Genomic DNA, 23,392 nt, shown 5'->3' on the forward strand with positions numbered 1-23,392 from the left:
ACGCTGCTAGCGTTCAGCAATTCCTTGGGTGCTTGGGAAGGCTCAGTCAGCAGCCAGTGGCTGCACGACGTCCATTGTCACTTGGCCGGGTTGGCCGCGCTGCTCAGGGTTGCATCACCCTCGGTGATACCGCCGTAATCATTGATCGCGCGGTAATGAACCTTGGCATCGACCCCCGGGGTGATCTGCCCTTTCAACGGGAAACTGCGAGTCTCGCCGGGCGCGACCATGCCACCGTCTTCAAACGTGGCCGTCTTGCCTCCACTGGAGACATCAACACTGGCGAACGATGCGTGGAAAACGGTTGGGTTGCGCACTTCAAGGGCTGCGCCACCGGCATCCCGAATCAATCGCCACGTGATGCTGGTCAGCGTGTCCCCGACATTGCCTTTGAGACCGACAGGACGGAAAAACAGTTTGATCCGCGAACGGATTGCAAGCTGAAGGAAGTTTTTATCCTCTTTATCTGCCGCAGGCTTGGGCGGAACCTCCAGAACGTTGAGCCAGAAGACCGACTCTTTATCCTTGGGCAGTGCTTCACCCGTGTAGAAAATACGCAACGTCTGGTTCCTCTGAGAGTCGAGGCGGGCCAACGGTGGAGTCACCGTAAAAGGCACGTCGATTTCGGAAGGGTCCGCATTGGCCTCTCCTTTGTCCACCCACGCCTGAATGAGTGCCGGTTCCTTGCCTTTATTGCTGATTTTCAGCGTGGTTTCGTGCTCTTGTGCGTTGTAAATAACCCGGGTTCCAGCAATCACCACCGACGCGTTTGCAGCAGTACCTGCCACCAGACCCAGCACCAACAAGCTGGCACCCAGAACGACGTGAAATTTGCTTTTGATATTCATGACCTGTCACTGATATTGCCTGAGAAGGCTGGATGAACGCGGCGACAAAAACCGCGATCATCCGGATCGATACAACGTTGGCCAGTTGCGGGCCTTAGTTGTAAACAATCTCGTACATCACGCTGGAGTTCACCGAACCTGCACCAGTGGCGCCGCTTGCGAAGTAGCGAGCGGTGTAGCTCAGCGTGGCAGCACCCGTTGCATTGGTGGTTTTCAGCGTATCGCCCTGGGCGGTGGCATTTGCACCATTGAGTGCAATCGGCGCGCTCGCGCTGTTGAGCAACTGCACCTCTACGTTAGTGGCCAGGCCGGTATTTTTCAGTCGACCGGTGGCGCCATCAATGCCGCTGCTTGCCGAACTGAAGAATGCGCGCACAGGAACCGAAGGCGAGCAACCGGTCAGCTCTATGCTGAAAGGCGTGTCGCCAGCGGTTGCTCCAGCCGCCACCAAGCTGGAGGTATGAGTCGATGGCAGGGTCACGCTAAAGTCGTTGCTACCACCGCCGTTGACGATGCAGGTATCGGCAATGAGCGCACCATTGAATGTGATCGTGCCGGTCGTTGGCGTGGCCGACGCGAACTGGGAGGCCATGGCGCTGACGGCAAAGATCGACGCGGTGAGGATTTTTGAGTTTTTCATGATGAGTTCCGCTAGAAAGAAATCGTGTCCTCGTGGACAACGAAGCCAATTTAGTCGGAGCGCTCCGATGAAAGTATCAGAGGAATCTCAAAAATGCTCATGCGAAGAAGATCATTCACCATCGACGAAATCAAAGCCATTCGCCCTGAGGGACAGGGGTGAGTCAAATGAAGGCTGGCTGTATTTGGCCGTGGTGCTCGATCTGATTTCACGCCAAGTCGTTGGCTGGTCAATGAAGTCACAAATGACTAGCGACTTGGCCATTGATGCACTGCTGATAGCAGTGTGAAGGCGTAAGCCGAAGCAGGAGGTAATGGTTCACTCTGATCAGGGCAGCCAGTACAGCAGCTCTGATTGGCGCAGCTTTTTAAAGGCCAACAACCTGGTCGCCAGCATGAGCCGTCGAGGTAACTGCCACGACAACGCCGTAGCTGAGAGTTTTTCCAGCTGCTGAAACGGGAACGAATCAAGAGAAAAATCTACACCACGCGGCAAGATGCTCGTAGTGATGTATTCGATTACATCGAGATGTTTTACAATCCAAAACGACGTCATAGTTTCAACAATCAGCTGTCACCGGTAGAGTTTGAAAAGCGTTACACAGCGAGCTTGGATCGTGTCTAGAAAACCCGGGGCGATTCAGAGTGACAAAACTCACTGTAAAAAAACGTAAAAATTTTTACGGCCGTCCTCATGAAGCGTCTGCCAAATAAGGCATGAACTCCTACGAATACAGTGAGGATTCCACTGAAAGTCAGTCTTTTTGTAGGGGTAAAAACGCCTAAAAATAAAAAGGGGTCGCGAGATAAAATCTCGCAACCCCTTGAATTATATGGTCGGGACGGAGTGATTCGAACACTCGACCCCTAGCACCCCATGCATGCGGAGATCGCTGGAACCCGCCAAATACAAGGCTTCGCGCTTGGCGCTCGCTGCAACGATGCCCAACAGTGCGCAACCGTGTTTTACAAAGTCACTCGAAAAGTCACTGAGCCTTTTTCGACCCCTCCCCGGCGTCCTGCCGACTGCCCCCTCCCCACACGATTGACCACTGCTACGCTGAAATCTCCACGGAGGATTCTCGATGCCAAACTCTGATCTGCTCCCTTCCCTACTGTACAAGCTCAACGAAAACCAGCTCGCCCTGGAGGCCGCCATCCTGGAACTGTCGAACTGGGTCGAGCAGCGCGGATCGGCGGACGTCGCCGACAACGTGCGCGGTGCCCTGGAAGCTATCGACAGGAATGAGGAATTTATCAGGATGACCCTCGCAGTGATGATGGCGCCCGAGTGAGTGCAGTCACACCAACCTGCGCACACTCAGCGTTTGAATGCGAATGATCTATTTCGCCTCCGCACTCAATGCGATAGGTAGATCAAGGGGCGCAGGGACCAGAATGGAGGGGGATAGACTCTGTACGAAAAGTAATGACTCACACACCGCACTACCCCGCCCCTTATCGCCACTTAGACTAGATCCCTTCAGAAGGGTGTGCCAAAGTCCTTATCTAAACTATCTAGTTCACGCTCAAAATCATATTCATCTATGTCTTTTATTTCAACCACATGCGCGGAAATTGAGATACCGCTGAGGTCTTTTTTGCTAGCGTCGAGTGTGAGCACACCAACGTAATATGCCACATCATTAATGCCAAACCACGCATTTATACCTTTGTGGTTAGCGAAATATTCTATGGAGGCTTCTTGCTTTATCACAAAGTCAACAAACGCACCGTACTGTAGGTTCGGGCACTCGCAGCTGGAAATATCACTTCTTGAGGACTTTATAATTAATTCTTTGAAGACGTCGTCGCAGCCGAGCCCCGGATAATTAAATGTCAATTTTTTTGGGTCGCTGACAAGGATAGCTTCAAGATCATGAGCGCTTAAAGTGTCCGGATCTATGCCCGGCGCCGCCTTTATGAATACAGTGTTTCTCGTACCCGCTCGCGGAATGTATCCAAATCGAACGGAAAAACTCTGATTACTATTGATCATCGGGTGCCGCAATACCCCCCAATAAAGCGTAGCCCCTCCATTGCTTAAACTTTTAACCGCTGGGGGTGCATCGGAAAATCGTGTGAACACTTTATGAATGGCAGCCCGATTTATGTGATATCGCTCTTGGCTTACTTCTTCGCGCATCGCCGTAACGGCTACGCCCAGCAGTGAGCTCATAGCTTTGTTGTCAAACCAGTTTTTAACAAAGAAGAAAAATAGCAGCGAGACACCAAAGGTTGGTATCGCTAGAGCCACGCTTATTGCTAGAAAAATTAGTAGGTACATGGTTGTGGCTCCCTTTAGTGTTGGGGTGACTGTAGCACGGATGATATGTGGAATGCCGGCAGCAAATGTACCCAGATCCTTGGTTGAGATTTTTTCTTCGAGCTGGTTCACTTACCCCGAGACTTGTCGCCTTTGAGGTAAGAGTTTGGTCTGCCGGATTAAAAAATTGCTCACCACGAATTAAACTGCCTGGTTAGTTGCAGCGCATTTGGGTGGTCATGTGCGATGCAAGTACGCACGGGGGTGGAGTTGGGTGAGAGGTGCCGTAGTGAAGAAAAGGGACCGTAGATGGCCCCTCCAATCTCTGAACCGCCTTAGCTATTGAACGGTTGTCGCTGCAGGCGAGCACAACGGCAAGGAGTAGTGAAAGTCAAGGGCATCTCACCAACACCGCCCGCGCCCGCGCCCATATCTCCAGGCGATCCTGCAAACCATTCAGCCCGCCATTGATACGCCGGGTGATCGCTTCAAACTGGCCTGCATCCGCCAGTTCATTCAAGCCATTGCTCGACCAGAACCACGCGGCAGACAGCGCGGCATAGGCCGGTTGCTCCAGCAGTTCGGGTTTGGTCAGCAGGTCCAGGCTCAGGGCCGAGCCGCATGCCTGATAGTTGACCCAGCCGGTGACCTGAATCAGCCCCCTGCCCCGGTACCGCCAGCCGTCACCCGTAACAGCAGGCCCGTTGCCCAGCCGTGAGGCGTAGACGATGTTCGCGATCTGCTCGGGCTTGCGGGCAACTGAGGTTGCCGTCAGCAGGTTGAACCGCTTCGGCCAAGTCCTGATCAAGCCCTCGGCGCTGTAATTCAAATTCTCGACCAAGGTGCGCAGCTGGCCGGACTCATGCCCGACCTGAGCCAGGAACGCGGCGACGCGCAGCCGGCCTTCGATCTTGAACCGCGCCATCGCGTCGTTTAGCGCGGACACAAAAACGCCGGCAACTGGGCCGGCGCTCGGGAGGATCTGCAGCAGCTGCTGCTGGGTGATCGGCATCACTTTTCTCCAGGCAAAAAAAATCCCGCTCGATGGCGGGAATGGTTTGTGGTGCTGGTACGATGCTCGCCGCCCAAGCACGGCGTTTTAATCAAACGGACCACGCATCAAAAATGACTGCCTTATCTGAAGCGCCGGTGCCGGCGATCGAAAAACAACTCAGCCACCCCAAGTACCGCCCTGACATCGACGGGCTGCGCGCAATCGCGGTTCTGTCTGTGGTTGCGTTCCACGCCTTCCCGTCCCTGATTCAAGGTGGGTTCGTTGGCGTAGACGTGTTTTTCGTTATCTCCGGCTTCCTGATTTCCAGCATCATCTTTGGTAGCCTTGAAAAAAACAGCTTCAGCTTCGTGGATTTCTACTGCCGCCGTGTTAACCGAATTTTCCCCGCGCTCTTGCTCATGTTGGCGGTCACATGGTCGTTTGGATGGTTCAGCCTGCTCGCTGACGAATACACTCAGTTAGGCAAATACATTGCCGGTGGTGCCGCGTTTGTATCGAACTTCGTGTTGCTGGGTGAGGCGGGCTACTTCGACAATAGCGCTGAAACCAAACTGCTCTTGCACCTGTGGTCGCTCGGCATCGAGGAACAGTTCTACCTAATCTGGCCCCTGATAGTCTGGGCGGCTTGGAAAGCCAGACTTAACGCACTGATCTTGATTCTTCTGGTCGGAGGTACTTCGTTTGCGCTCAACATCATGAGCGTACACGCCGATCCTGTGGCGACGTTCTATTCGCCACAAACCCGATTTTGGGAGCTGTTGGTAGGCTCATTCCTTGCCTACATAATAATGCACAAGCAACAGATTTTCCCCGCTTGGAGAGAATCTACCGGTCCGGTAGTTCGAAATATCCAATCGTTGGCCGGCTTGACACTCCTTGCCGCAGCCTTTGCTCTGACCACAAAGAGCAATCAGTTTCCGGGATGGTGGGCTCTACTACCGACCGTTGGTGCGGCCCTGATCATCTCTGCAGGTCCGTTTGCCTGGTTCAACAGGACCATACTGTCCCGCAGACCGCTCGTCTGGTTTGGTCTTATCAGCTTTCCGCTATACCTCTGGCACTGGCCGCTTTTAACGTTCCAAAGGATCTTGAACAACGAGCCACCGAGCGTGTTGGCGAGAGGACTCGCGGTCGCTGCCAGCATCCTATTAGCATGGATCACATATCGTTACGTCGAGAAGTTTATTCGGCGCAGAACCAATCCTCGAAAAACAGCAGCAATTCTGTCTTTAGCAATGGCAGGAATAGCTGCCGCAGGCTTAGCAACATTAAAGCTGGATGGAATACCATCTAGATTTCCTACTGAAATAAAAGAAATTGCAGATTTCAAATATGAATTCTTAAAGGATGCGCGCAACCCTGAATGCTGGATATCGATTACTGCACCATATAACGGTTTCGCCCCAAAATGCTTGGACGCTGGTGACAGCAGTGGAAGTGAAAGAATACTCATCTGGGGTGATTCACACGCCGCGAGACTATATCCAGGATTAGCATCGGTTGTTGATCGGCGCGCTACCCTACTACAAGCGACAAGAAGCTCCTGCCCCCCTATACTTGATTTCGCTGGCCCGGTATGCACGGACAGCAATAATTACGTACTTTCTAGACTTAAAGACTCGCATCCTAGCACCGTAATATTGTTCGGCGCTTGGGGCCGTTACGGGGTGGATTGGCCCACCGGATCCGATGCCCAGAAAAAGCTGCTCCATACAATTGAGGCGATATCGGAAGCCGGAGTAAAAAATATAATCGTTCTTGGCCCATCGCCAGAATGGACGCTCCCACTACCAAATCTCGTTTTCAACGCTTGGAAGAGCGACTTTATTCACCGCATCCCTCGCAGAATGTCAGAGGGGTTGAATCCTACGACAAAGACCATTGACGATCAGTTCAAAGAATTCATCCCTCAAACTAAAGCATCACTTATTCCAGTTTATGATGCACTTTGCGATAGCGACGGATGTATTACGTATACAGGAGAGACGCTCTCTAATCTAACGACTTGGGATTACGGTCATTTGACAACTGAGGGCGCCAAGGTCGTAGCAAAGAAAATAATTGATTCAGGACTGATTCAATAACCAGGGATCTCCGGCCAGCTTATGGTGGCCGGAAACCCGGACTGCTGTCCAATTTTGCTCAATGCGAGTTTATACGCTGCAAACAATTTGAATCTTGCCGTGTCGGCCTCGTTTAGAATCCCAGCAATATAGGCGTCAGCCATTCCCATAGTGGCTTCATTGGCCGCCATTATGTAAGCGTCTCGTTGGGCCAGTACCTCTGCTTTTAACTGAGCGTCAGTTGGCGGTGGCGGTACAAATTCCGAGAATGCCCAAGCTCCATCACTCTCAACAGCCAGGCTTGAGCCCGCCGATGACCTGCTCCGCAGCGAGTCGGCACATCACGAACTCAGCGGCCGGGATCGGCTTCGCGCCACTCAGAAACGGATAGTTCGGATCGTTCTTGTTCCAGCAACTGAACTGGCAAGGCTTCTGGCACACACCGGCATAACCCTCCCCCCACCACGACTTGGCCTTGCCGTCGTTCACGCGGTTGCAGATGGTCCAGGCCACTGCGATTTGGCCGGCCAGGGATTCGCCGCGGGCCTCGCCCCACAACGTGCGGGCGAGGATGTCGCGGTCTTTCTCGGATACGGTCATCACTTTTCTCCAGGCAAAAAAAATCCCGCTCGATGGCGGGTGCGTTGTGCAAGATGCGCGCGTTACATCGTTTCGGCGGTATTGGTTTCAGGGTTTGCAGCAATTACGGGGATTGGAGGCTCGGCAGGCCACAACGGAGCGGCGTGCCAGGTCGGCTGCGTCGTCACTTTGCCCAATGCGAACTTGTAGGTTTTCCAGGCCTTGAGCGTGACAATGAGCGATGCTTGCTCAGCCTCGTCCTCTTCAGTCGCTACGCCGGCGTCGACGCCGTAACCAATCGTGTCGATGCGATCTTCAATACGGGCAATCTGCGACACTGCCCGCGCATTTTTTGCCGCCAGTTCGGTTCTCATCAGGGCGAGGTGCGCTGCCAGGGCTGCAGCGTCTTTCATGGCCTTGGTGACCAGCTTGTTCCAGTCGATATTGCTCATTGGACCACTCCCTGCTGAATCATGAGCTGTTGAATCAGCGCCTCGCGCTCCGCTTGCTGTTCGTCGGTGATGGGCAGTGGTAGCGGAAGCAGCACCACCCCATCAGGCACGTTCACCAGGTCTTTGGGGAATCGCTGTTCAGGGCTGGCATTCCACGGATTTGGCAACCAGACGGTAACAGTCAGCTCCCCGTCGACCCTTTCGACCTCCCCAAGAAACCACGGCGAATTGATCGCCGCCGACGGAAGCATGTCGCCGTCGCCGATCGGCGAGAAATCAAAAGCCTCTCCATTGACGGTAAGCGTGTCACCAAACTTGATCAGCTCCAGCGCTCGATCATCAGAAAAATCATTGGGTGAAAGTTTGATTCGCATTAGTACCACCTTCCGATTGCAGTAATGACTGCAGTTATATTCTGGCTGGCAGCCGCCGGTGCTAGCACATAAAACGCCTGCGATGCGGAAACAGATGGCAGAGCGACAGTCCCGGCATACGCGGTGGCAGCGCTGGAAATGAGATTGATATGGCAAGTTGGGAATGCCGAGAAGGTTGCAGCAAAACCCTTCGCCGACTGTGACGCCGAGGCAAACAAGCTACCCGCAACGTTACTGATTGGGACAGAACCGCAATCGATTGTATTCCGACAGATCATCGTTCCGTCAGCGAATTTAATAGCGGTGCCGTTGGCGTTCGTAATCGTTTGAATAATATCCCCTGTAGGGATGCCACCAGATTGAGAAACAGTACCGACTATTCCCGCGACGGCTGCTGAACCTAAGCCAAGACCAGCCCTCGCGGTGGCGGGCGTTGCTGCCCCTCCCAGTACGGCATACAGCTCATCAAAGTTTGCCTGTGCCTTGGTAAAGGCACTGCGTGGCGTATCCCCTCCCGCGCCCGTAGGCGCGGCGCCCAAGTTAATAGTTTGTTTTGCCATGTTTCATTTCCCCTTAGTTAAATGGAAATGGGAGACTTGTAGTTATGATATAGAGCGCTGTTGGATATCGATCTGTTGGGATGTTGTACCACCCACCAGGTCGTGGCGCTGTACCAATCGTTATAGTTGTCCCACCGAACGCACCGAACATAAATGAGATACCACCAACTCTACCGAACGCACCTTCACCAACGCCGTACATGCATGGGGCGGCAGGCTGTGTGTCATTGCAAGCACCACCTCTTGACCAAGGCAAGAATACTGCATATTCCACACCTGCTGTTAGCGCGACATCGAAACGGTAATCCCTCTTCACGGTATAGTTGTCGTTGGTGTTCGTCCGCGACAGTGGATATCCTCCAGTGTAAGCAGCTTGTGCACCATACACACCAGTAGGTGCTGTTGGTGGCGGCGGCGTGTAAACCCCCGCGATATTCAATGGTGGTTGTAGTGAATTGAATGTGAGCACACCGGCTGAATTATACGTCTTCAGGTAGGGTGATCCTGCAAAAATATCTGCCATCAAGTCAAAGCAGTAAAACTTGGTGTCCGCACTAGCGTTCGAATAGTGGAAGGTTATACTTGTTCCAGAGGTAGTGCTTCCATTCAAGACGCCAGAACCAACAATGAATACAATCGGTGAACGGGCATTGGTGACTGTGAAGCTCCACATCTGGTCATATCTAGCGGGATCGTTCACCTGCGTGGAGGCCGTCCAGTTCGCGCCATCATTAGGGTCAAGTTGAGCAGAAGCAATTGTTCTGCGTGTCCACGATGAGCTATACGCAAGGTAACCGCTTTTAACCAATCCATAGGTAATCCTGCTGGTGTCAAACAGCAGGCTACCATCTGCCTTCCTAACAATTAGTTGAGGCATCAGTAATACCCATAATAAATCCGTGCATTGACTGAGTAATATCCCCAACCATTCGTTGGGTAGGAGTAAGCCCATGTCAATGAAGTACCGGAGAGGGTTACGCCGGGTAACTTCCCTGTGCCAAGCCCTGTAGTCGTCAATGGCACTACGATGTAGTACATGCTTTTACCAGCCGGTGGGGCTGCAATGGTGATTCCACCATTTGCAGCCCCCGTATCGACTGATCCCATTGTTTGGCTGATGTTCATGGTCATATCAACCATTACTTGTCCAGCCACGTCTTTGATTGTTAGCCCGGTCATGCTATAGGCTCAGATCAATGCCAAGCACACCGTTGGCGTGGAAGAACTTCAGTGAAGTTGGCGCGAGGGCCATTCTACCGTTAGCGTTTGCACCGTTCATTTCAAAGCCTCCACTTTTGTTGACTGCCCAGCCTTGAGTTCCGAAGATGTAATTATCAGATTGAATGGACTGACCAATCTTGGCGTTAGTGATGGTGCCGTCTTGAATGAAGGCCGAATTCATGAACACCTGGCCGCCCTGCACCGCAAACGGAACCGAGATGGCGCCGCCAGCCATGCTGTTGACGATGGCGAACCGATCCGCGCTCACTAGGAACTGGCTTTGCAGGCCGGCGCCGGTGTTCTCGATGCCGAGACCGATGCCGGCGGCGATGTACTTGCCATCAGCTGCCACCTGCATCTTTACCGACCACATGGTGCCCAGCTTGCCATCCGTGGACGCCTGAGCCTGAGACACCGTCTGAACGGCAGACGAGGCGCTATTAGCCACGGCTTGCACCGTTGTGATCTGGCTGGCAAGGGCGCTATCCGCATTCGCCCTCGCGGTGGTTTCCGTCTGGATCGCCGCGCTGTTTGCACCGACAGAGGCGGTGACGACATCAATCCGCTGACCCAGTGCAACACCGTCCTCGATGCGCGCTGACTGCTCTGACCAAACGCCGACGTACATCTGGTCCGAACCAGCGAGTCCCGCTGTATCGCCAGCGAGTGCTGGATTCACCTGCGCGTAAACGCCACTGATCTGAGTGGCAAGCACACCGTCCGCACTGCTCCTGGCGTTTGCCTCCGCAAGAATAGCGGCAGAGTTATCACCTGAAGTCGCGACGACAGAATCAATCCGCGTACCCAGCGCGGTATCTCCGTTTGCTCTTGCTGTGGCCTCTGTTTGAACGGCAGATGCTGCGCCGCTGGCGGTAGCCGAAACCGTATCAATACGCTGCCCAAGCGCAGTGTCACCATTAACGCGATTGATAGTCTCCTGAGTGACTGCGGCCGACACGGTGCCAATCGTTCCAGCGACTGCGCTAATACGCGCATTTACAGACCCTGGCAGCGTCGACGCACCGTCAATCAAGTCAATCCGACCCAGCAAATGCTGACCAAGCTCCGTCTCGGTGATCTTGCCGGCGATCATGTCCAGAATCGGTCCGGCCTCAGAACTGGCCTGCCCCATCACGCCGTTCGCTACCGGATAGAAAGGACCGATGTTGCCGGTGCGATCGACCAGGCGCGCCCAGAAGAAGAAGGTGGTGCCCGCCAGCAGGCTCTGCATGGCGTAGTCGCTTTGCGGGTAAGCCAGATCTGCCAGCTTGGTAGCTGCGGCCAAGTTGTTGGCCGGGCCAGACCAGATCTCCGTGCGCTGGGTATCCTCGGCGCCAGGGGGGAAACCCCACTTGAGGCCAATGCCGAACAGCAGCGAGGTGGCCGTCAGGGACGACACCGCTGGCGGCAAACCTTCCTTGCCCTTGAGGTTGGTCAGGATCGAGTTGCGCCAAACCGACGAGATGTCGAAGGCACTCACCGCGCGGACGCGGGCCACATAGGCGCCGGCGTAAATGCCGACCACATCCACACTGGTTGCACCGGTACGCGGGAGTTTGATCCAGTTGCCGCTGTCCTTGCGCCATTCCACGTCATAGCCGACGGCACCGTTCACCGCAGGCCAGGTGATCGTCATGGTGGCGACGGCAATGCCCTGGGCGACAACCGAACTCGAGGTGAGCGTCACGCTGGCCGGCGCCGGTACCACGGTGATCGGAATCACGCTGATGGGCCGCTCTTCCAGGCGGGCACCGGTATCAATGTGCGCGAACTTGCTCGGGTCGTACTGAACGGCCGAGATTTCGAACACACCAGGTTCCGGCCGCGACACCGCAGTTACCCGATACAGCGGCACGGCCAGGTCGTCCGCGTCGAGCGCCCAGACAAGTTCGCGCTCCGGTACCGTCGAATACGCGACAGTGACGGTCACCGCGCGCCCCGCCACGGACTGCACGGTGCGCCCTTCGCACTTGCCGTTTGGCAGGTTCAGGATCAGTCGGTCGCCGGCCTTGGCCTGGGTGTCGCGGTCCAGGGTGATGGTACGGCCAGACACTGCCGAGATTCGCCCGCCAATAGCGCGTCCCGCCAGCAGCTCGTCGGCCACCGGGATGACGTACCCAGGCAGCGGGAGACGCCCGTCGAGCCCCACCTTGAAGCTGACAGCCCGGTCTTTGGAGTTGGTCAGCAGTGCCCACTTACCGCGGCGCTGCGCCTCCGACTCGCGGGTGCAGCCAATGGCGCTTATCTCCAGCGGGTTGTCGCCGTAACGCCGTTGAAGCTTCGGATCGGTCACGGAGGTGACGTCGGTGTCGTAGTTGTTCGCCGGGTTGTCGTAGCTGATCAGGGCTCGGCTGTACCGGGTGCGCTCCGACGCGCTCGAGTAAGTGAACTTGCCATCGATGACGTTTGCCCTGGTGTAGGCGAAGTCGAAGTCAGTAGCGCGCGGCATGTCGGACAAGCTGAACAGCTGCCCTTGCGCCCAGTAGGTCATGCCGCGGTAAATCGCCGAAATATCGCGCAGCAGCGACCAAGCGTCAGCCTTGCCTTGCAGGTTGAGGTTGCAGATGAAGCGCGGCTCTTGTCCGCCCTTTCCGTCCGGCACCAGCTGATCGCAATACTGGGCGATCCGGTACAGTTCCCACTTGTCGACCTGCCACGGCTTGATCCGGCGGCCGAGGCCAAAGCGGTCGCTGACAGTGATGTCGTAAGTCATCCATGCTGGGTTGTCGGTCCAAGCCTGTTTGAAAGTGCCATCCCAGATGCCAGTGTAGGACCGACTTTCCGGGTCGTAATTACTCGGCACCGGCATCTTCTTCAGCTTGGTGTCGACAGTAACCGCCGGAATACTGCGGAACTGCTCGGCGGAGAATTCGATGTAGAGCAGCGCGGTGTTTGGGTACCGAAGCTTGGCGTCGATGACTTCGGTGAAGCCGGCGATCTGCATGGTGTCGGCGATTTTGTTGTTGTTCTGGTTGGCCGTGATGCGAGTGACGCGCATCAGCCAGCCGCTGGTTGCCACCGGCAAATCAATACGCCGAGTGCGCTCGTAGGTACTGGTGGTCTTGCCATCCACGGCCTCACTCAGCACCTGCTGATAAGCGCCGCCGTCGGTGGCCAGCTCGACCTTGTACTCGATCCGGTAGCCGTTCACATTACCGCTGGCATCGACCGATTGCAGCGCGGGCCAGGCGAAGCGCAGACGCACGGCCGACAGTTCGGTATTGCTGATAGTCCGCACCCAAGGCGTCCCGCTGCGCAGCTCGATACCCAGGGAGGTTTCGTTCTCGATCGATGGAATGCCCTGGATGTAATCCTGCTCAATAGAGCCGTTGCGGTACTCCCACTTCACATTCGGGAAGTTCATGTTGCCCTGGGGGTCTTGCAGCGGCGTATTGTCGAGGTAGATGTCCTGGGCGGTTGGATTGCCGGCGAACTCGCCCTCGCCCATTGCAATCAAGATCTTGGCCATGGCCACCGAGCGCAGGCTATCGGGCGCTTCTGTCGGCGTTTTCGGTTTATCCGATCCGCCCTTGGCGCCGTAAATATCAAGCTGCTGTGCTGCGCCCATGCGTTTCTCCAGGATCGAGTAGGAGGCGGGGTTGCCCCCGCCGTCCTCTCACACCACCGTACGTACGGTTCCGTATACGGCGGTTCCTGCCTACTGACAAACAACGTCAGCGAGCTTGGTTCCGTTGATGTGTCGCCTGCGGTATCTAAGCGCCCAGACCGGCCCTCGGAGCTTCCGGCTCCTACCTCCTAATGGTCTTGACCTCCGCTACGCGGAGTTTCTGCTTTACGCTCCAACAGAGATCACACCCGACTATCCACTCATGGCAGGTTCAGCCCTTCATTACTCCGGTTTCGAGCAACTACTACGGCCTCTGCTGACTTCTGTCACCCATCCCGTCATCTCGCGACGCCGGTAGCACATGGCAGGCTAAACAGATCTCCCAGGGTAATTCGCGCGACCTTCCTGCTTATGCCTGTCGGATCTACGTCGCAGCGTTCCGTGCAAGTATCGGGCTTTGAAGATATTGGCCTTCTTACCCCGCTGCGCCGCCTCTATCCGCTTCCTGTTCGTCAGGCCAGCATTTTGCCTCGGGCTTCCTTCGGATTCGCAGTCACCCGCGACACCCTTGCCTCTGGCTAACACTTCCCCTTGCCGGGTGTGTAGAGGACTTTCACCTCCAAGTCACCAGCGTGGCCACCACAGCCAAGCTGGTTGCGCTTACGCGCAACGCGCCATGCCTGGCGCACCAATAAAAAACCGCCTCATGGGCGGCTGTGGTGTTCGATGGTTTGGCTACATCTGGTCTTCGGCGTAAATCGCGGCGCTGATGATCGCACCGCCTACCCGGCGCTTCCCGTAGCAGAGCGGAACTGGGTTGCCGGATGCGGTCGTGTTCTTCGCGCTGCCGAAGGCGTAGCCGGGGGTGTTCTCGGGGGCCGCGCTGGTCTTCAAGCCCTTTGGTTGCGGACTGAGCATTTGGATTACTCCGCCTGCGACGAGGCCGATGCCTGCCGCGATTAGTGGAGCGCCGAACGGTGTTGCCAGCAGGAGGACACCAGCAACAATCATCACCGCGCCGACAATGGTTTGCAGTACCCCTCCGCGCTTGCTCCCGACGATGACAGGTGCAATGCGAATCTCACCGGAGCCGTGATAACTCAGTTCTTTTTCTTCAATGTTTTTCGAGCCTCGGAAAACTGCGAACTCTAACCCCCGAGACTTCGCGTTCGACAGGAATCGTTCAAACCCTGGGACTTGGATACAGAGCGCTTTGATTGCCTCGGCTGGCGAACGGACGGACAGTTTGAACTCGCGACCGAACTGCCTTAAAGCCCCGTAAAGTTTGATGGTGGTGAGTGGCTGGTAATTAATAACCAATGCCGACATAGCTTTTCTCCAGTCAATAAAAAAGCCACCCGAAGGCAGCTTTCAGAGCTTGCAGCCTCAGCGGCCGCCGTAATCCACGTATGGAGCTAAGAAGAAGCCGCTCATATCTCCACTAATGCGAAACTGGCTCTCCGTACCCGGTTTGAGATTGGCGCTGATCGTTCTGATCGCAGCACCAGAGCAAAGCCCAGACTCAGCAAGACCTGTACCCAGATTCACAGTGCCTGGTTCAACGTAAAAAGTTGCGCGCTGGCCAGGACCAATCTTGGCAGCACGGCGCCCCTCAATGTAAAAGACCAAATCGCAACCTGAGCCGACAAAGCCACCATCCCTGACAACAGTGATGCGGGATGAGGTATTAGTCGACTTGCTTTGGAAGCCATATAGCTCATCGCTAGGCACCGGTTCCGCATTTCTCGCCGACATTGGCGACGTGGCGCACCCCGCCAGCAGCATCACCGCCATCGCCCCTATCAAAATCCGCATGATTCTTCCTCGTCCTGAAAGCGAGCCACTATAGCAGCCGAGTTACTCGCCAAACTGCTTCAGCGCTGATTGATCTCAATCTTCTGGGTTGGATCAGAACTGTATTTCTGACGCTTCAGTTGCGGATCACCTTTAGCCAGGCAGAAGAAATAGATCTCGGCCTCGCCACAACCACCATGTAAAGCGCACTCGCTCGCTTGCATGTGGTCGAGGAGAATTTCCCGCCCCTGAGACTCACAAAATACGTTTGCCTCTTTTAGGGCCTGGCCTTTTGCAGAAGCAGGGCCACCGAAAGGAACACGCGTTGAAATCGTGTAGGTGTCCGGTCCGACCTTTATCGGTCCACTGTCTGTACAGCCAGAAAGCAGCACAAGAGCCAAGGCCCCTACGAACAATTTCATGCAGATCACTCCTGTGGAAAGCGCCAACCATAGCACCGGTTTGCGCCTGTACGAATCCCCAGTAACGCCCCGCCGTCCGTCGGTAGTAGCATTTTGCCTCCAATACAAATTCCCCAGCTGTTTACATAAGCCGAAGGAATTTGGCTCGCTCAACCTTTAAGTCCGTGCTTTGGAACGATTTATGGAAGTATCAAGAACCTCTTTGCTGGTGCGACGTATTGGTGCCTACGTTATCGACCAATGCCTGATTGTTCTCATAGGGCTATGGCTTATCAGCCAAGACAACCTCCCCTTTGCAGGCATGGAACTGATCATCACCTACCTGTTTCTCTCCCCCCTATGCGAATGGGCATTTAACGGCAAAACGCCAGGAAAATTGGCCTTCGGCCTTACTGTCATAAACGGTGCGGGTGGCCCTCCAACTCTTGTGCAGACACTCATTCGCGGTCTTACTAGGCACCTAGAAGCACCACTAGGGATCATCATAATTTTCGTTTACGCCCAATCTGATCGATGCCAGCGGGTCGGTGACATGCTGGCAAGAACGTATGTCATCTCGTCCAAAGACCTAAGCCAACTGCGGGCGGCGATGCAGGGCTAAGGGTGAAAGTTCGGACCCTGTCCCTGTCAGCGATTTTCGCAACCTGTACGAATCCTCAGTAACCCCCCTACGTCCACCGTAGTAGCCTCCTGCCCTCACGCAACGGATACCCCCCCCAGTCCTTTGCCTGCAAGCCCAAGGACTGGGATTGCGCCAATTTCGACGCGGATATGACCTGGAGGTCGATGTGAGCAACGAAGACTTTAAGCCAAGAGAGCCTTTCTCTATCGATTGGCCACGCCAATACAATGTTGGTCCCTCAGACGAACACCTTCACGCGATGGGGCAGTTCATCGTCAATTACTCTGCAGTCGAATGGCAGCTTTCTGAACTATTTGCCTTCTTTCTCAGAATGCCAGTTTCGGAAGCCCAAAGGCTTTCAGTCGAAGCCAATATCTCGATGGCTGGGATGATCAGGTACGTTCAAGGACAAATAGCCAATTCGGTAATCAGCGATCAACAAGCCGTAGACGATCTTTTGCACACGCTCAAATCGTTCGATGCTATCAGTACGTTGAGGCATAAAATTGTTCATTGGCAATGGGGACTGAATGAAGGTCCGACAGCATCGTTAACCGACCTGATTAAGCCGAAGAATTCAAAAAAATCGAATGCAACACTCAACATAAGCGAGCTTAGAGATCACTGCCTCAAGCTCATGAAAATTTTGCAGGCAATATCTCTGAACGGAGAAATCATCAAAGGCCTGAGAACCCGCGCTCAGATTCTAGAAATCCGCAAAGGTACATCTCCTGAAAAGCTCTTTCGACCGTAGACCTTGATATCGGCCATTGTCCAGCCTCTTCCAGAACAGCCAATCCAACTTCGACCATCGCCCTGGAGACTGGAATGTCCTCAGCGTTAATCGCTTTCTGATCAACGCTCACAGAACGAACATCCATAAACACCTCCGCGGCACTGCCGCATCATGTGATTTGTTGTGCATTTTTGTGCCTGAGGATCAGGCGTGTCCGGTCGAGCCAAGGCCCACCGAAGACGATCACCTCTGATGGTCGCCCATACAGGTGGTGCAAGAGGAATGGGCCTAGGCCGAAGGTGTCCGAGTCTTCACCGGGCAATACCGGATCGGCGCCGAGGAAAATTCCGGCATGGTTCGGGTGAACCGTCCGCCCCACTTCCATCACGATCATGTCGCCGCGCTGTGGCTGGTCGACCCGGTAGAACCCGGCGGCCTCGTAGTTCGCTTCGTACAGGCTGACCGCGTCCGCACTTTCCCACCAGCCGTCCTCGCGCTTGAAGGCCTCGAACTCCAGCCCCAGTTCGCGCTTGTACCAGTCCGCGCAAACCTGCCAGCAGTCCCAGGCGCCGTGGACGAATGGCCGCTTCAATAGCGGCACTTCGCCGCTCGGCGTGATGGTGCGCAGATCACCTTCCGGCCAGCTCAGGATGTGCCACGGCAGTTCGGTGGCCTCGCACATGGCCAGATCATGCGCGGAGGGTCGGCTGGTGGCGTCAGGGTGCGAGTGAACGATGCCGATCACCTCGCCCAAGTCTTCCGCTGTGGCGTAGTCCTCCGGATCAATCCGGAACTCTTCACTTGGGTCGGCCGCAATGTTCCGACACGGGAAGTATTGCTGCTTTCGCCCAACCGCCAGCAGCAGGCCGCAGCACTCTTTCGGGTACTCGGCGGCCGCGTGATCCTGGATCGCGCTCAAGATGTGCTTGCGCATGGTCAGCTCCGTGCGATCAGGGAGACAGCGGGGAAGCCGCCGTGTGGAAGTTGGTTGTTGTCGCCGAAGCGCAATTTGCAGGACTTGAGCCCGCCCTTGCACTCGTCCTTGCTCGGGTCGCCGGTCGGGTTGTCGTCATCGTCGAACATGGCCCCGCCGGTGTAGCCGCAGTTCGGCCCGCGGTATCCACCGGTCATGGCCCAGTGGCAAAAGGTGGTCATCTGGCGCCCAGGCAGCCCGTGGTTGTCGATCTCGCCCGGGGATGAAAGCTCCCACTGCACGGCCTCGCCGTCCTCACCGGTTTTCTGGTCGATGTACCAGATTTCCAGCGCCTCTTGCGTGGGATCGGCAGTCGGGTTGCCATCTTGGAAGTTCACCGCGTCCAGGTACTGCGCCATGGTCTCGCGGACTGTCAGCTGGAACTTCAGCAGGTCGTCGAACGCCAGGCACAGCGCCGTGATGCGCCCATTGACGTTGCCAGCGCTGAAAACGGGCCGCGTTGCGCTGCCATTACTGTCCGCGCCAATGCCTTCAATCTGCACCGGCCAGGCCGCGTACTCGTTGCCCTGCCACCAGATCGCCTTCGCTGGCAGTTCGTCGACTGAGCCCTCGTAGGCCAGCAGCTCGGCGGGCGTGTGCGGGATTGCGTGACCATGGAAGCGCAGCACGTCGGCGCCGTACTCGGTGCCGTCGATTTCAAAGAGCCGCACCTCACCACCGGGCTCCAGTTTCTGGATGTCCGTTATCAATGCCATGCGGCAGTTCCTTATGGTTGAAAGGTTTGTTCGAGAGTGCCGGTCAGGGCGTAAACGTCACCGCCCCTGTGCGCAGGCTTGTAGCCCGTGCATTTATAGAGGCCGAGCTCGCCGAGTGGCGGCGTCCACAGGAAGGCTTTCGCCCCCGCGTGGCGGTCGAGGAAGGCGATGATCTGTTTGATCGTGTCGGCCTTGCCGGTGTAGCTGAACGGCCACGACTGCGATTTGTTGTTGATGCCGTCCGACACTGACTGGCTGTAGCCGTCGCCGAATTGCTTGGAGCGCACCCGCTGACTGATATCGCCCTCGGCCCCCTTTTCGATCTGCCAGGTGAAGCGCTCAATTGCCATAAATCACCCTTTGATTGCTCTAGTAATGCTGCCGCCCTGACCCAGATCCTTGCGCAGCAGCTGTCGATACTTCTGCTCGACGAAGTCGCCAAGCTCTTTGCCGAACTGCTGATACGACGGATCACTGGACGTTGCGCTGGTGCTGCCATCGCTGGCGACGTTCACTTGCACGCTGATCTGTGTAGCTCCGCCACCACTCATGGCCTGAATGCCCGCCCCTCCGCCGGTGGTCAACGGGGTTACGCTGCCACCATTCGCGCCAGTCATGAGGAAGGATCGGCCGCCTTCGTTGTACAGCTCAGGTCCCAGCTCGTTGACCTCATACAGCGAGTTCGCCGCAACCGGACCGCCAGTGGCTCTTTGCCCAGAAACCCAACTCGAGAAATCGCTCCCTGTATACCCGGCTTGGGTCGAACCGGCCGACGCTGCTGCACTGCTGCCGCTGCTGAAGTACGCACTGACGGCAGTGCTGGCAATGCTCGACAGCAGCCCGGAGGCCGCCTGCCGAGTTGCGATGCGCGCCATGTCGGCCAAGATCGACTTAGTGAAGTCGGAAAACGCGAACTTGCCTGATATTGCGAAGTTCGCGACGGCGTCCTCCATTCCACTGAAAGCGTTGGTGAACAGGCTTTTCGTCTGCCCGGCCACGTCACGAGCTGATTCCAGGTAGTTCTGCCACGCCGACGATGCGCCGGCGCTCCAATCACCCTGGGCAGCGGTCATTGCGTCGTAATTTTCGGTCGCTGTGTTGCGCAGGGCCTGCTGGCTCTGTGTGACAGCCTTGAGCTTGGCGTTGTATTCGTCGAGGCTCATGCCGCGCGATCCATCGCCGTACTGGTTGGCCAGGTCGATGCGCAGTTGGTTGGCCTTGTCGTCAATGCCGTCGAATTGATTATTCAGCCCGCGTTGACGGTCACCCATCCCTAGCCCAGCCGCTTCACGCTGGCCTTGCTGGCGCAGCGTGGTGACTTGCTGCTGCAAGGCGTCGGTGTAGGTCTGGATAGCCAGGGCCTGCTTCTTCAGCCGGCCTTCCTCGTTGGAGGCGAGGACTTCAAGCTGGCTGTCGGCATCCTTCTGCGCCTTGACCATGTTGGTGCGCGCGTCGGCGATCTTCTGGTCCAGCTGGATGCGCTGGGCGCCAGTAGTGCCGGCCTTATCCTTGGCCGCATCCAGTGCCGCAATCTCGGCCTGGTAGGCGCCGGTGACTTCCTCGCGCTCCGCCCGGATCAGCGCGGTACGCTGGTCGAGGTAGTTTTGCTGAGTGATCAGACCGGCTTTCTGCTGAGCCTCAAGCTCCTTTTCGGTATTCGAGTAGGTGGCCTGCAGCGCCTTTATCGCATTCTGAGCGTCGTTGTAGCCGCTCAGATTGACCTGGTTCGCGGTACCGGCCGGATCCTTGTTCTTGTCCTTGATGTTCTGGATGGTCTTGGCGACCACATCATCCTGGACCAGTGGGTCATTCGGATTCGCCTTGCGTAGCGCCTCGACGTCGCGTCCGTATTCCTTGATCAGCTTGTTGCGCTTTTCCTCGTTGGTGAGGTTGCCGTCACTGATCGCTTTCAGCCGCAAACTTGCGTCGATGCCGTCGCGCTGGGTTTTGGCTCGGTCGCCCTCGGCCTTGGCGTTCTCTTCAATCTGGACCTTGGCGCGCTTGAGCGCGGCGATCTGGTCCTCGATGAACTTGGTGGAACGGCTGTTCTCCCCGAGGTCATCAGGGAATAGTGAAGCGAGCAAGCTGCCTTTACGGTCTGCCAGTACCTTCTCCAGATTGGAGATCTGAGCATCTACCGAAGGGGTTCTGCCGACGTCCAGAGTCGCGTCCAGCGCTTTCTTCGACTCTTCCTTGATCAGCTTCCAACCCTTCTCAATCAAGCTGAGATTGGCTGTCACTTGTTTTGTTCTGGTATCGATGGTGTCAGCGTAGGTATCAGTCAGTAGCTTCGCAGCACCGATGGTGTCGCCCTGCTCCTTCAGCGCGACAATCTGCGAGTAAACCGCTGCAGTCAGAAAGTTGTATTGATCATTGAGTTTTTTAGCAGCCTCGACCGGATCCTTTGCGATCAGCGCAAACTCGGCGATTGTCTCCTCGATGGCCTTTCCGGTTGCCGTTTCCATTTCGAGCGCGGCTGTGGCCACGGTGCCGAAGGCCTCACCAGCGATCTTGCCGTTTCCAGCAAGCTGCGCCAGCACTTCAGCCGCCGCGCCGGTAGTCCCGACCGTGGAACTGACCTGATTGGCGAGCGATGCCAACTGATCAGCACTGGTGCCCGCAGCATTGCCGGTGAGTATCAGCGCATTCGAGTAAGCCGTCGCCTCTTCGCTGCCTTTGTAGTAGGCCACTCCGAGGCCAGCAGCGGCGGCCGCCGCCAGGGTGAATGGATTGACCAGGCCAAGCACGTACCCGCCCAGCGCCCGCGCAGCCGGCCCGATACCGCCAAACATATCCTTGAGTTGGCCACCCTGCTGCAGCAGTACCGTCAGCGGGGACTGACCACCCTGAAGGCTGGTCACAATATCAGTCATCTGAGCAGGGACACCGCGCAGAGCCGCCGCTGTTTGCTTGGCGGAAATTCCAGCCGCCTCTGTCTGCTTGTACAGCTTCGAGGTAGCCGCTTCCGCCGCTTTCGTCTCGGCTGCCATAGCCTTGATGGAGGCACCAGCCTGCTTGCTTTGCCCTGTCAGGCCCTCTGTGGCTTTCTCGGCCTTGGCGCCAGCCTGAGCAAGCCTGTCAAGGTCCGTGGCCGCCTGGACCGCCTCGGTTGAATTTACCTCGACGCCTAACTGCGCAATTGTTCCCGACATGAGTGCTCCGTTATTTCGACTCGCTCATGACGAGCAGGGCTTCGGCCTCCATTACTTGAAGGTCAGGAAAGAGTTCGGGGATTTGCCGCTTCTTGATGCCGATGAGGCCGGCCACTTCACGGATGACGGAGTAGTCGAGCCCGGTCGCGCCGCATGCACCTGTGCGCCATTGCGTCGCCAGCGCATTGAAGAGGCGGAAGACTGGCCAGTTATCCGGCCAGACCTCCACGTCCTCATCGATGTCGGCCAGGGTGAGCCCAAACATCGCCATGTCCTCGGCAGATGCGCCAGGCTCGTACAGCGCCCGCGCAGCGGCGATCAGTTTCCCCGGCGTGCCGACTCGTAGGCCTTTTGATAGGCCTCAAGGACGGCAGCGGGGGCGCCGACGCAAGTGGCGGCCAGTTCAGCAATCGATTCGTCCGTGAATTCCTCGTCGAAACTCCAGCCGGCGACGATGTCCTTGATCTGCCCCACCTCCAACACGATCTGCCGTGCCGTGGCGGCTTCCCACGTTGCGCCGTCTTTCATCGCCTCCTTGGCGAGCGCGTCACGTTCTGCATTCCACTTGTCGTAGTACTTCGACAGTTCCTTGCGGTCGCGGTACTTGAACTCGATCTCGACCTTTACCGGGTCGAAGCCGACGCGCGGAATCTCGACGTCAGCCTTGAACGTGGCGTTCTGAGCAATCTTGAAGCTGGCCATGAGGTTTCCTTACGACAGGTAGCGGGTGGCGGTGGCTTGCAGCGCCATGGAAACAGTCTTGGTCATCACGTTGTTACGGGAGATCGAAGGCTGCTGCGAGAACGAGGTGTACACGCCGTAATAGATCCGGTCTGTGCCAGGCAGATTCATGCGCGCGGCCTGAATGGTTCGCGCCGTATCGGCGGCAGTAACGACCGGCACATACGGCAGGGTTGGATCGTCCGCAACAGTGATGGTCATGCTGGCCGCAGACTTGTCGGTTGGGATTTGGAAGCCTTGCTGCGATTCGAGGAAGGCGACGTCTTGATAATTTTGCTCGCCGCCTGCGGATGCGAAGTCGGTGATTTGCGGGATCTGTACCCAGGTCAGCACCTTCTTCAAGGTGCCAACACCGGATCCGGCTGGGTAAGTACCGATGTCCGTGGTGTCTATCCCTTCCAGGGTGATCGCGGTAGCGGTCGCAGCTTTGACGCGCACCACCTTGTTGTTCAGCGCAGTCCAGCCGGAAGCGACCAGCAAGATGTCGCCGACGGCCAGTGTGGCGCCGACGACGGTGCAGACCGCTTCCGAGGCGTTGGAGATGGCCGAGAAAGCGAGTGGCGCGGCGTAGGTAGCGGCATGCTCGAACGTCGCGCCGTTAGGGAGTTTTACGCTCATGGGGGGATATTCCTCGTTTCAGAAATGACAAAA

At 56.4% G+C, this 23,392-nt stretch carries 25 protein-coding genes and 2 pseudogenes; 5 read left to right on the top strand and 22 right to left on the bottom strand.

Going from position 1 to position 23,392, the window contains the following annotated elements; translation table 11 throughout:
- Window positions 1–77 precede the first annotated feature (77 nt).
- Window positions 78–848, bottom strand: coding sequence for a fimbria/pilus periplasmic chaperone (locus KGB07_RS05410; protein WP_046041578.1), 771 nt, complete (start codon window positions 846–848; stop codon window positions 78–80).
- Window positions 849–942: 94 nt separating this feature from the next.
- A complete protein-coding gene (locus KGB07_RS05415; protein WP_046041579.1) occupies window positions 943–1,488 on the bottom strand; it encodes a fimbrial protein in 546 nt (181 codons plus the stop codon).
- A gap of 169 nt (window positions 1,489–1,657) precedes the next feature.
- Between KGB07_RS05415 and KGB07_RS05420 the strand changes: the two are divergent.
- Window positions 1,658–2,112 (top strand): annotated as a pseudogene (locus KGB07_RS05420) (IS3 family transposase); the annotation flags it as partial.
- Window positions 2,113–2,572: 460 nt separating this feature from the next.
- Entirely contained in the window at window positions 2,573–2,782 is a 210-nt protein-coding gene (locus KGB07_RS05425) for a hypothetical protein (protein WP_223464824.1), read from the top strand.
- A gap of 188 nt (window positions 2,783–2,970) precedes the next feature.
- Here the strand turns inward: KGB07_RS05425 and KGB07_RS05430 are convergent, their stop codons facing one another.
- Entirely contained in the window at window positions 2,971–3,885 is a 915-nt protein-coding gene (locus KGB07_RS05430) for a hypothetical protein (RefSeq protein WP_223464825.1), read from the bottom strand.
- A gap of 259 nt (window positions 3,886–4,144) precedes the next feature.
- The gene (locus KGB07_RS05435) at window positions 4,145–4,765 is read right to left on the bottom strand and encodes a glycoside hydrolase family 19 protein (protein ID WP_223464827.1); all 621 of its coding nucleotides are present in this window, start codon (window positions 4,763–4,765) and stop codon (window positions 4,145–4,147) included.
- Window positions 4,766–4,827: 62 nt separating this feature from the next.
- Here KGB07_RS05435 and KGB07_RS05440 point away from each other — a divergent pair, with 62 nt between their 5' ends.
- Complete coding sequence (locus KGB07_RS05440) at window positions 4,828–6,852, top strand: acyltransferase family protein (protein WP_223464829.1); 2,025 nt, start codon at window positions 4,828–4,830, stop codon at window positions 6,850–6,852.
- Here KGB07_RS05440 and KGB07_RS29655 read toward each other — a convergent pair.
- From KGB07_RS29655 to KGB07_RS05495, 11 genes and pseudogenes are all read right to left on the bottom strand, one after another.
- Window positions 6,846–7,160: a phage tail assembly chaperone gene (locus tag KGB07_RS29655; RefSeq protein WP_411741527.1), complete on the bottom strand. Its 315-nt coding sequence runs from the start codon at window positions 7,158–7,160 to the stop codon at window positions 6,846–6,848. The two genes, KGB07_RS05440 and KGB07_RS29655, sit on opposite strands and share 7 nt — an antisense overlap.
- Window positions 7,129–7,431, bottom strand: a pseudogene (locus KGB07_RS05450) (cell wall hydrolase); the annotation flags it as partial. The pseudogene KGB07_RS05450 and the gene KGB07_RS29655, both read right to left, overlap by 32 nt.
- Before the next feature lie 62 nt (window positions 7,432–7,493).
- Window positions 7,494–7,862, bottom strand: a complete 369-nt coding sequence (locus KGB07_RS05455) for a phage tail protein (RefSeq protein WP_223464831.1) — start codon at window positions 7,860–7,862, stop codon at window positions 7,494–7,496.
- On the bottom strand, window positions 7,859–8,236 hold the full coding sequence (locus KGB07_RS05460) for a hypothetical protein (protein ID WP_223464832.1): 378 nt from the start codon (window positions 8,234–8,236) through the stop codon (window positions 7,859–7,861). The genes KGB07_RS05455 and KGB07_RS05460 overlap by 4 nt, the downstream gene beginning before the upstream one ends.
- Window positions 8,236–8,796, bottom strand: coding sequence for a hypothetical protein (locus KGB07_RS05465; RefSeq protein WP_223464833.1), 561 nt, complete (start codon window positions 8,794–8,796; stop codon window positions 8,236–8,238). The genes KGB07_RS05460 and KGB07_RS05465 overlap by 1 nt, the downstream gene beginning before the upstream one ends.
- A gap of 13 nt (window positions 8,797–8,809) precedes the next feature.
- Window positions 8,810–9,673 carry a hypothetical protein gene (locus KGB07_RS05470; protein ID WP_223464834.1) on the bottom strand — a complete coding sequence of 288 codons (864 nt, stop codon included), beginning with the start codon at window positions 9,671–9,673 and terminating at the stop codon, window positions 8,810–8,812.
- On the bottom strand, window positions 9,673–9,975 hold the full coding sequence (locus tag KGB07_RS05475) for a hypothetical protein (protein ID WP_223464835.1): 303 nt from the start codon (window positions 9,973–9,975) through the stop codon (window positions 9,673–9,675). The genes KGB07_RS05470 and KGB07_RS05475 overlap by 1 nt, the downstream gene beginning before the upstream one ends.
- 1 nt (window position 9,976) lies before the next feature.
- Window positions 9,977–13,585: a phage tail protein gene (locus KGB07_RS05480; protein WP_223464836.1), complete on the bottom strand. Its 3,609-nt coding sequence runs from the start codon at window positions 13,583–13,585 to the stop codon at window positions 9,977–9,979.
- 735 nt (window positions 13,586–14,320) lie between these two features.
- Window positions 14,321–14,914, bottom strand: coding sequence for a tail assembly protein (locus KGB07_RS05485; protein WP_223464837.1), 594 nt, complete (start codon window positions 14,912–14,914; stop codon window positions 14,321–14,323).
- A gap of 57 nt (window positions 14,915–14,971) precedes the next feature.
- Complete coding sequence (locus KGB07_RS05490) at window positions 14,972–15,400, bottom strand: hypothetical protein (RefSeq protein ID WP_223464838.1); 429 nt, start codon at window positions 15,398–15,400, stop codon at window positions 14,972–14,974.
- 59 nt (window positions 15,401–15,459) lie between these two features.
- Window positions 15,460–15,801: a hypothetical protein gene (locus tag KGB07_RS05495; protein ID WP_223464840.1), complete on the bottom strand. Its 342-nt coding sequence runs from the start codon at window positions 15,799–15,801 to the stop codon at window positions 15,460–15,462.
- Window positions 15,802–15,982: 181 nt separating this feature from the next.
- On the opposite strand from KGB07_RS05495, the gene KGB07_RS05500 reads away from it, so the two are divergent.
- Window positions 15,983–16,402, top strand: coding sequence for an RDD family protein (locus KGB07_RS05500; protein WP_223464841.1), 420 nt, complete (start codon window positions 15,983–15,985; stop codon window positions 16,400–16,402).
- A gap of 187 nt (window positions 16,403–16,589) precedes the next feature.
- Window positions 16,590–17,177, top strand: coding sequence for a hypothetical protein (locus KGB07_RS05505; RefSeq protein WP_223464842.1), 588 nt, complete (start codon window positions 16,590–16,592; stop codon window positions 17,175–17,177).
- 151 nt (window positions 17,178–17,328) lie between these two features.
- On the opposite strand, the gene KGB07_RS05510 is transcribed toward KGB07_RS05505, so the two are convergent.
- The 7 genes from KGB07_RS05510 to KGB07_RS05540 are packed head-to-tail and all read right to left on the bottom strand — an operon-like array spanning window position 17,329 to window position 23,359.
- Window positions 17,329–18,093, bottom strand: coding sequence for a C40 family peptidase (locus KGB07_RS05510; protein ID WP_223464843.1), 765 nt, complete (start codon window positions 18,091–18,093; stop codon window positions 17,329–17,331).
- 2 nt (window positions 18,094–18,095) lie between these two features.
- Entirely contained in the window at window positions 18,096–18,848 is a 753-nt protein-coding gene (locus tag KGB07_RS05515; RefSeq protein ID WP_223464845.1) for a phage minor tail protein L, read from the bottom strand.
- Between the two features lie 11 nt (window positions 18,849–18,859).
- Window positions 18,860–19,198, bottom strand: coding sequence for a phage tail protein (locus tag KGB07_RS05520; protein WP_223464847.1), 339 nt, complete (start codon window positions 19,196–19,198; stop codon window positions 18,860–18,862).
- A gap of 3 nt (window positions 19,199–19,201) precedes the next feature.
- Window positions 19,202–22,000, bottom strand: coding sequence for a phage tail tape measure protein (locus KGB07_RS05525; protein WP_223464849.1), 2,799 nt, complete (start codon window positions 21,998–22,000; stop codon window positions 19,202–19,204).
- A gap of 10 nt (window positions 22,001–22,010) precedes the next feature.
- Window positions 22,011–22,265: a DUF1799 domain-containing protein gene (locus tag KGB07_RS05530; protein WP_411741526.1), complete on the bottom strand. Its 255-nt coding sequence runs from the start codon at window positions 22,263–22,265 to the stop codon at window positions 22,011–22,013.
- Between the two features lie 53 nt (window positions 22,266–22,318).
- Window positions 22,319–22,702 carry a phage tail assembly chaperone gene (locus KGB07_RS05535; RefSeq protein WP_223464852.1) on the bottom strand — a complete coding sequence of 128 codons (384 nt, stop codon included), beginning with the start codon at window positions 22,700–22,702 and terminating at the stop codon, window positions 22,319–22,321.
- Between the two features lie 9 nt (window positions 22,703–22,711).
- Window positions 22,712–23,359 carry a phage tail protein gene (locus KGB07_RS05540; protein WP_223464853.1) on the bottom strand — a complete coding sequence of 216 codons (648 nt, stop codon included), beginning with the start codon at window positions 23,357–23,359 and terminating at the stop codon, window positions 22,712–22,714.
- Between the last annotated feature and the right edge of the window lie 33 nt (window positions 23,360–23,392).

The organism is Pseudomonas sp. GL-RE-26 (assembly GCF_019956275.1).
Lineage (GTDB): Bacteria > Pseudomonadota > Gammaproteobacteria > Pseudomonadales > Pseudomonadaceae > Aquipseudomonas > Aquipseudomonas grandcourensis.

Excerpts from the sequence above, each read along its gene's own strand:
- KGB07_RS05410 (WP_046041578.1), bottom strand. The coding sequence starts at position 848 with ATGAATATCAAAAGCAAATTTCACGTCGTTCTGGGTGCCAGCTTGTTG.
- KGB07_RS05415 (WP_046041579.1), bottom strand. The coding sequence starts at position 1,488 with ATGAAAAACTCAAAAATCCTCACCGCGTCGATCTTTGCCGTCAGCGCC.
- KGB07_RS05425 (WP_223464824.1), top strand. The coding sequence starts at position 2,573 with ATGCCAAACTCTGATCTGCTCCCTTCCCTACTGTACAAGCTCAACGAA.
- KGB07_RS05435 (WP_223464827.1), bottom strand. The coding sequence starts at position 4,765 with ATGCCGATCACCCAGCAGCAGCTGCTGCAGATCCTCCCGAGCGCCGGC.
- KGB07_RS05440 (WP_223464829.1), top strand. The coding sequence starts at position 4,828 with ATGCTCGCCGCCCAAGCACGGCGTTTTAATCAAACGGACCACGCATCA.
- KGB07_RS05455 (WP_223464831.1), bottom strand. The coding sequence starts at position 7,862 with ATGAGCAATATCGACTGGAACAAGCTGGTCACCAAGGCCATGAAAGAC.
- KGB07_RS05460 (WP_223464832.1), bottom strand. The coding sequence starts at position 8,236 with ATGCGAATCAAACTTTCACCCAATGATTTTTCTGATGATCGAGCGCTG.
- KGB07_RS05465 (WP_223464833.1), bottom strand. The coding sequence starts at position 8,796 with ATGGCAAAACAAACTATTAACTTGGGCGCCGCGCCTACGGGCGCGGGA.
- KGB07_RS05470 (WP_223464834.1), bottom strand. The coding sequence starts at position 9,673 with ATGCCTCAACTAATTGTTAGGAAGGCAGATGGTAGCCTGCTGTTTGAC.
- KGB07_RS05475 (WP_223464835.1), bottom strand. The coding sequence starts at position 9,975 with ATGACCGGGCTAACAATCAAAGACGTGGCTGGACAAGTAATGGTTGAT.
- KGB07_RS05480 (WP_223464836.1), bottom strand. The coding sequence starts at position 13,585 with ATGGGCGCAGCACAGCAGCTTGATATTTACGGCGCCAAGGGCGGATCG.
- KGB07_RS05485 (WP_223464837.1), bottom strand. The coding sequence starts at position 14,914 with ATGTCGGCATTGGTTATTAATTACCAGCCACTCACCACCATCAAACTT.
- KGB07_RS05490 (WP_223464838.1), bottom strand. The coding sequence starts at position 15,400 with ATGCGGATTTTGATAGGGGCGATGGCGGTGATGCTGCTGGCGGGGTGC.
- KGB07_RS05495 (WP_223464840.1), bottom strand. The coding sequence starts at position 15,801 with ATGAAATTGTTCGTAGGGGCCTTGGCTCTTGTGCTGCTTTCTGGCTGT.
- KGB07_RS05500 (WP_223464841.1), top strand. The coding sequence starts at position 15,983 with ATGGAAGTATCAAGAACCTCTTTGCTGGTGCGACGTATTGGTGCCTAC.
- KGB07_RS05510 (WP_223464843.1), bottom strand. The coding sequence starts at position 18,093 with ATGCGCAAGCACATCTTGAGCGCGATCCAGGATCACGCGGCCGCCGAG.
- KGB07_RS05515 (WP_223464845.1), bottom strand. The coding sequence starts at position 18,848 with ATGGCATTGATAACGGACATCCAGAAACTGGAGCCCGGTGGTGAGGTG.
- KGB07_RS05520 (WP_223464847.1), bottom strand. The coding sequence starts at position 19,198 with ATGGCAATTGAGCGCTTCACCTGGCAGATCGAAAAGGGGGCCGAGGGC.
- KGB07_RS05525 (WP_223464849.1), bottom strand. The coding sequence starts at position 22,000 with ATGTCGGGAACAATTGCGCAGTTAGGCGTCGAGGTAAATTCAACCGAG.
- KGB07_RS05530 (WP_411741526.1), bottom strand. The coding sequence starts at position 22,265 with ATGTTTGGGCTCACCCTGGCCGACATCGATGAGGACGTGGAGGTCTGG.
- KGB07_RS05535 (WP_223464852.1), bottom strand. The coding sequence starts at position 22,702 with ATGGCCAGCTTCAAGATTGCTCAGAACGCCACGTTCAAGGCTGACGTC.
- KGB07_RS05540 (WP_223464853.1), bottom strand. The coding sequence starts at position 23,359 with ATGAGCGTAAAACTCCCTAACGGCGCGACGTTCGAGCATGCCGCTACC.